General features: G+C 67.9%; 8 protein-coding genes. 6 read left to right on the top strand and 2 right to left on the bottom strand.

From position 1 onward, the window contains the following. Window positions 1–40: 40 nt before the first annotated feature. Window positions 41–679, bottom strand: coding sequence for an isochorismatase family protein (locus tag P2Q66_RS09200; RefSeq protein ID WP_079597694.1), 639 nt, complete (start codon window positions 677–679; stop codon window positions 41–43). Next, window positions 679–2007 (bottom strand): nicotinate phosphoribosyltransferase, encoded by a 1329-nt coding sequence (locus P2Q66_RS09195; protein ID WP_275727435.1) that lies wholly within the window; start codon window positions 2005–2007, stop codon window positions 679–681. Before P2Q66_RS09195 ends, P2Q66_RS09200 begins: the two co-directional genes overlap by 1 nt. A gap of 97 nt (window positions 2008–2104) precedes the next feature. Here P2Q66_RS09195 and clpS point away from each other — a divergent pair, with 97 nt between their 5' ends. The 6 genes from clpS to rdgB all read left to right on the top strand — a co-directional run bounded on the left by clpS (window position 2105) and on the right by rdgB (window position 6454). Next, window positions 2105–2488, top strand: a complete 384-nt coding sequence (gene clpS, locus P2Q66_RS09190; protein WP_079597695.1) for an ATP-dependent Clp protease adapter ClpS — start codon at window positions 2105–2107, stop codon at window positions 2486–2488. Further along, window positions 2481–3047, top strand: coding sequence for a DUF2017 domain-containing protein (locus P2Q66_RS09185; RefSeq protein WP_079597696.1), 567 nt, complete (start codon window positions 2481–2483; stop codon window positions 3045–3047). Before clpS ends, P2Q66_RS09185 begins: the two co-directional genes overlap by 8 nt. A gap of 123 nt (window positions 3048–3170) precedes the next feature. Next, entirely contained in the window at window positions 3171–4184 is a 1014-nt protein-coding gene (gene murI, locus P2Q66_RS09180; protein ID WP_275727437.1) for a glutamate racemase, read from the top strand. Continuing rightward, a complete protein-coding gene (locus P2Q66_RS09175) occupies window positions 4181–4978 on the top strand; it encodes an MBL fold metallo-hydrolase (RefSeq protein ID WP_275727432.1) in 798 nt (265 codons plus the stop codon). Before murI ends, P2Q66_RS09175 begins: the two co-directional genes overlap by 4 nt. A gap of 64 nt (window positions 4979–5042) precedes the next feature. Further along, window positions 5043–5801 (top strand): ribonuclease PH, encoded by a 759-nt coding sequence (rph, locus tag P2Q66_RS09170; protein WP_079597699.1) that lies wholly within the window; start codon window positions 5043–5045, stop codon window positions 5799–5801. Then, the gene (rdgB, locus tag P2Q66_RS09165) at window positions 5798–6454 is read left to right on the top strand and encodes an RdgB/HAM1 family non-canonical purine NTP pyrophosphatase (RefSeq protein WP_275727429.1); all 657 of its coding nucleotides are present in this window, start codon (window positions 5798–5800) and stop codon (window positions 6452–6454) included. Before rph ends, rdgB begins: the two co-directional genes overlap by 4 nt. Window positions 6455–6461: the final 7 nt, after the last annotated feature.

The following is a 6461-nucleotide window of genomic DNA, read 5'->3' as shown; positions in this document are numbered from 1 at the left end:
TGTCCTGCCTATTGCAGTTGCCTGTTGGGGAAGGCCGGCGTCAGGCGACGTCCACGCCGCCAAGCTCCATCTCCGCCACGGCCTCCTCGAGGTCCCCGGCAATTCCCGCCGTCAGGGAACGGATCACGGTGACTGCATAGCCGGCCTGGACGGCGTCGAGCGACGTGGCCATCACGCAGTAGTCGGTGGCGATGCCCACCACTACAACGTCCTCCACGTCATGGCTCTGCAGCCAGTCGTCCAAGCCTATGGCGTCCTCGTCGGGAGCGAACCTGTCCACATCGTCGCCGCCGGGCAGGGCGCCGGGCTGGCGCTCTCCGGTGGGCACGGCGTCCTCGGGAGCCAGGAGCCCCTCGAAGCCGGAGTACGCTGCGGCGTACTGGCCCTTCTGGAAGTACGCCTGGATGTATTCGGTATCCAGGTCCGGATGGAGCTCTGCGCCGCGGGTGCCCGCCACGCAGTGCGGCGGCCAGCTGTCCTTGAAATCCGGGTTCTCCGAGAAGTGGTCGCCGGGATCGATATGCCAGTCCTGGGTGGCCACGATGTGGTCGAACTCGTTGTGGTGGGCGTCCACATAGTCGCTGATGGCGCCGGCCACCGCTGCACCGCCCTCGACGGCGAGCGAGCCTCCCTCGCAGAAATCGTTCTGGACATCGACGATGATCAGCGCACGCGACATCAGTTCTCCTCGTAGATGGTGGGAATGGCAGCCTCGCCGCGCTGCAGGCGGTTGACCACCGGCGGCAGTTCGGCCATCGAATCAGCGTGGCGCCGGCGCGCGCGGAGTACGCCTTCGTGTCCGGTCCATCCCGGCAGCAGCTCGCCGTTTTTCATGAACTGCTGCAGCAGCGACCGGTCATTGCCGTCATCTTCCGGGCGGCGGCCGACGCCCACGACCTCGGCGGTGGCGATGCCCCGTTCGTCCAGCTTGCGCAGCGCGTACTTGCGCCCGCCCACGCTGGCCTTGTTCTTGGCGGCCTTGGCGACGGAGACGAAGTCCCCGTCATCGTCGGTGCGGCTGACCAGCTTGTAGACCATGCTCGCGGTGGGCGCGCCGGAACCGGTCACCAGGGACGTGCCCACACCGTAGGAATCCACCGGGGCGGACTGCAGCGCGGCGATCGCATACTCATCGAGGTCGGAGGTGACCACGATCTTGGTGTTCTCGTTGCCGAGGTCGTCCAGGAGCCGGCGCACCCACTGGGCCTGGTCCACCAGGTCGCCGGAATCCAGCCGTACGGCCCCCAGCCGGGAACCTGCCAGGTCCACGGCCGTACGGACGGCCGTTTCGACGTCGTACGTGTCCACCAGGAGGGACGTGCCCTCGCCGAGCGCGGCAAGCTGTGCCTCGAACGCGTCCCGTTCGGTGTCGTGCAGGAGGGTGAAGGAGTGGGCTGCGGTGCCGACAGTCTTGATGCCGTAGCGGATACCGGCCTCCAGGTTGGAGGTGCTGTCGAATCCGGCGATGACGGCGGCGCGCGCGGCGGACGCGGCCGCTTCCTCATGGGTGCGCCGGGAACCCATCTCGATGCACGGGCGGCCGTGCGCTGCGCTGACCATGCGGGAGGCGGCGGAGGCGATGGCGCTGTCGTGATTAAGGACGGACAGGAGATAGGTCTCAAGCATGCAGGCCTCGGCGAACGTTGCCTCCACGATCAGGATGGGGGAGTTGGGAAAGTACGCTTCGCCCTCGGCGTAGCCCCAGATGTCGCCGGAGAAACGGTAGGAGGCCAGGTATTCCAATGTCTGCCGGTTCACCACGTTGGTGCGCTCCAGGAACTCCAGCTCGGCCTCGCCGAAGCGGAAGTTGGCGATGCCTTCCAGGAGCCGGCCCGTCCCGGCCACGATGCCGTAGCGGCGGCCGTCGGGAAGCCGGCGGGCGAACGCCTCAAATACCGATTTGCGGTGCGCGGCGCCCGAATGGAGTGATGCCTGCAGCATGGTCAGCTCGTAGTGGTCAGTGTAAAAGGACGTGCGGGGATGGTCCCAGCCGGCAGAGGTACTCACGAAATTCACTCTAGTCCCCACCGGCTCCCACGTCTCGCTTCGCTTCGCCGCGGGGCCCTCGCCGTCGTGGGCCCACCCTCCCCCTTAGAATGGACAGATGACCTTAAGCGTTGCGCTCGGCCCTGATACGCAGGAGGGCACCCGGACCGGAACAGCGGAATCCACAGATTCCCTGACCGCACCGGACATCCCCTGGAACCTGGTGATCTGGAACGATCCCGTCAACCTCATGAGCTACGTCAGCTACGTGTTCCAAAGCTACTTCGGCTACTCGGAGAGCAAAGCGAACAAGCTCATGATGGAGGTCCACAAGAAGGGCCGTTCGATCGTGACCCACGGCAGCAAGGAACAGGTGGAACGGCACGCCGTGGCCATGCACGGCTTCGGGCTGTGGGCCACCGTGGAAAAAGCCAGCGGCGGTCCCGGCGGCAACTCAGGGAAGTCCGGCGGACCGGGCCAGGGCAAGGGGAAACGTGGCTAAGGCATTCAAGAACGGGCTGAAAGGCATCACGGGGTACCTCGAACCGGCTGAGCGGGAGCTGCTGCGGAGCCTGATCGATGACGTCATTTCCATGCTGCAGCCGGAGGACCGTACCGGCCAGGATCCCCTGGCTGCGCTCATTGGCCTGGACATGGACGTGGCTGAGCCGTCCGACCGTGCGGTCAAGCGCCTCCTGCCCAACGTTGTGAAGGACGACGGCGCCGCGTCCCTTGAGTTCCGCCAGCTCACCGAGCGGTCCCTGCGCGAGACGAAGATCGGGGCACTGCGGGCCGCCGCGCTGGATCTGGACAAAGAGGAGATCGTGCTGACGCCCGAGGGGGCCAAGCACTGGTCCATGGCGCTGAACGACGTCCGGCTGGTGCTGGCCGAGCGCCTGGACATCCGGGATGAGGAGGACGCCGAGCACGTCCACCTCATGCAGGACTGGTCCCAGGCCGAGGACGTGGAAAGCTACCTGGCCCTGGTCTACAACTTCGCCACCTGGCTGCAGGAATCGCTGGTCCAGGCCATGCTGCAGTCGCTGGAAAGCCGCCGTTGAGGGGTGCCCGCCACCGTCCGTTCCGGCCCTGTGACAAATTAGACATGAGTCGCGGGCCACAAGATGATGGCTGACGCTTCAGCGAGCACCTATCCTCGAATAATCATGACAACAGCCTCGAGCATGGACCCGTCAGCGGCAGCTGAACAGGCCTCCGCAGCCGGCGGCCTCCCGGCCGCCGCCCTGGAAGCACGCCCCATCGGCGTCTTCGATTCCGGTGTAGGGGGCCTTACCGTGGCCCGCTCCATCATCGACCAGCTCCCCAACGAGTCCATCCTCTATGTGGGGGACACCGCCCACGGGCCCTATGGCCCCCTGCCCATCGCCGAAGTCCGGGCGAATGCCCTGGGCGTGATGGACGAACTGGTGGACTCCGGCGTCAAGCTGCTGACCATCGCCTGCAACTCGGCGTCGGCCGCTGTGCTCCGTGACGCCCGCGAAAGGTACACGGCCAAGTACGGCATCCCGGTCATCGAAGTCATCCAGCCTGCCGTCCGCCGGGCCGTGGCGGCCACCCGCACGGGACGCGTGGGCGTGATCGGGACGTCCGCGACCATCGGCTCACGCGCCTACGAGGACACGTTCGCAGCCGCTCCTGACCTCGCCATCACGTCCGTTGCCTGCCCCGAGTTCGTCAGCTATGTGGAAGCGGGCATTACCACCGGGCCCGCCCTGCTGGCCGTCGCGGAGGAATACCTGGCGCCGCTGAAGGCCGCCGAAGTGGACACCGTGGTGCTGGGCTGCACACACTACCCCCTGCTGACCGGCGTCATCTCCTACGTCATGGGCGCCGACGTCACTCTGGTGTCCAGCGCCGAGGAAACCGCAAAGGACGTGTACCGGGCCCTGGCCACCCATGACCTGCAGCGGACGGCCGGGACGCCGCCCGAACACCACTTCGTGGCCACCGGCGACGCCGCCCAGTTCGAGGCCCTGGCCAGGAGGTTCCTGGGCCCCGAGGTGCTGTCCGTCCGCCACGTCGACCATGTGGCAGCGCAGTACCCCACCGGAAGCCTGGCGCGGATCACCCCGGAAATGATTGCCGCCGCGCAGGCCGCCCGGAACCGCCCCCGGATCTCCAACTTCGTGGACACCGGCTTCGCGGATGCCGGCCGCTCCGGAGGTTCCGCCCTGTGAAGCTGACCATCGTAGGCTGCACCGGTTCGTTTCCCGGCCCCGGCTCGCCGGCGTCGTGCTACCTGCTGACCGCCCACGACGGCGAACGGACCTGGAAAGTTGTCATGGACCTGGGCAGCGGTGCGCTCGGTGCCATCCAGCGGTACACGGACCTTGAGGACATCGACGCGATCTTCCTGACGCACCTCCACCCGGACCACTGCATGGACCTTTGCGGCCTGCACGTAGCGGTCCGGTGGAAGCCGGGCGGCTGGGGCCGCGACCGGATCCCCGTTTGGGGGCCGGCGGCGACGGCGGACCGGATGGCCACCGCGTACGGCCTGGACCTCGACCCGGGGATGCACGAGGAATTCGACTTCACCAACTGGGCCGAGCGGCAGCCCGTGACCGTGGGGCCGTTCACCGTCACGCCGTTCGCGGTCAACCACCCCATCGAGGAGTGCTACGCGCTCCGCGTCGAGGTGGTGGAGCCGGACAAGGACGGCAACCAAATCTCCCGCGTCCTGACCTATTCCGGCGACACGGACTCCTGCGCGGGGCTCGAGGAAGCGGCCAAGGACGCCGACCTTTTCCTTTGCGAGGCTGCCTTCGAGGAAGGCCGGGATGACGGCATCAAGGACGTCCACCTGACCGGCAAGCGCGCCGGGGAGGCCGCCGCCGCGGCAGGTGCCCGACGCCTCCTGCTGACCCACATTCCCGTGTGGACATCCCAGACCACCGTGATGGCCGAGGCCCGGCCGGTGTTTGGCGGGGACGTTGCGGTGGCCGTTGCCGGAGTGCATTACACCATCTAGGTTGCCCGGCGGGGTCCGGGCTCCGGCAGCGGCCGGCGCCACCTGCAGTGGATAAGCTAAAGGCATGACTTCTGAAGCAACTGCAGTGCCCATCGTGCGCGCCGACGGCCGCGCCCCGGACCAGCTCCGGCCCATCAGCATCACCCGCGGATGGTCCAACCAGGCTGAGGGATCGGCACTGATTGAATTCGGCAACACGAGGGTCCTGTGCACCGCCTCGCTGACCGCCGGCGTCCCCCGCTGGCTGAAGGGGGAGGGCCGGGGGTGGGTCACCGCCGAGTACGCCATGCTGCCGCGCGCAACGAACACCCGCTCCGACCGCGAATCCGTGAAGGGCAAGATCGGCGGCCGCACCCACGAAATTTCCCGGCTCATCGGCCGGTCCCTGCGCTCCATCATCGACACCAAGGCCCTGGGCGAGAACACCATTGTGCTTGACTGCGACGTCCTCCAGGCCGACGGCGGAACCCGCACGGCCGCCATCACCGGCGCGTATGTGGCGCTGGCCGACGCCATCCGCTTCGCCCGCGACAACAAGCTGATCGCCAGGAACGCACAGCCCCTCATCGACACCATTGCCGCGGTCTCGGTGGGAATCATCGACGGCGTCCCCATGCTGGACCTGCCCTACGTCGAGGATGTCCGCGCCGAAACCGACATGAACGTGGTGGTCACCGGCTCCGGAAAGTTCGTGGAGGTCCAGGGAACCGCCGAGGGTGCGCCGTTCGACCGGGCCGAGCTGGACCAGCTCCTTGACCTGGCACTGCTGGGCACCACCCAGCTCGCGGCCATCCAGCGCGAAACCCTGGCCGACACGCTGTGAGCGCCGCAGGCGCCGCCCCGCGGCTGGTCCTCGCCACGCACAACACGGGCAAACTCCGGGAGCTGCGTGAGCTGCTGCGGGGGCAGGTTCCGGGGCTCGACGTCGACACGCAGGTGGTGGACGCGGCGGCGGCAGGTGCCCCCGACGTCGTCGAAACAGGCGTGACGTTCGCGGAGAACTCACTGCTGAAGGCCCGCGCCGTCGCGCAGGCCACGGGACTGGTTGCGATCGCCGACGACTCGGGCCTCGCCGTGGACGTGATGGGCGGAGCGCCCGGCATCTTTTCCGCCCGCTGGTCCGGCAGCCACGGCGACGACGCGGCCAACCTGGCGCTCCTGCTCAACCAGCTGTCCGATGTTCCGGACCAGCACCGCGGCGCAGCGTTCGTGTGCGCGGCAGCCCTTGCCGTGCCCGCGGCGGACGGTTCGCCCGGGCGCGAGGTGGTGGAGTACGGGCAGCTGGAGGGCGTCCTGCTCCGCGAGCCCCGCGGCGCGGGAGGATTCGGCTACGATCCCGTCCTGCAGCCCACCGGCGAGCACCGCAGCTGCGCCGAACTTTCCGCCGAGGAAAAGAACGCCATCAGCCACCGCGGCAAGGCGTTCCGCGCGCTCCTGCCGTCCATCGTCGAAGCGCTGGAGGCAACAAAGGCCTGACATTCCG

This window comes from Arthrobacter sp. Cr_A7, from assembly GCF_029222765.1.
In the GTDB taxonomy this organism is placed as follows: domain Bacteria; phylum Actinomycetota; class Actinomycetes; order Actinomycetales; family Micrococcaceae; genus Arthrobacter.
Note: the sequence above shows the minus strand (reverse complement) of the source record. Positions and strands in the feature narration are given on the sequence as shown.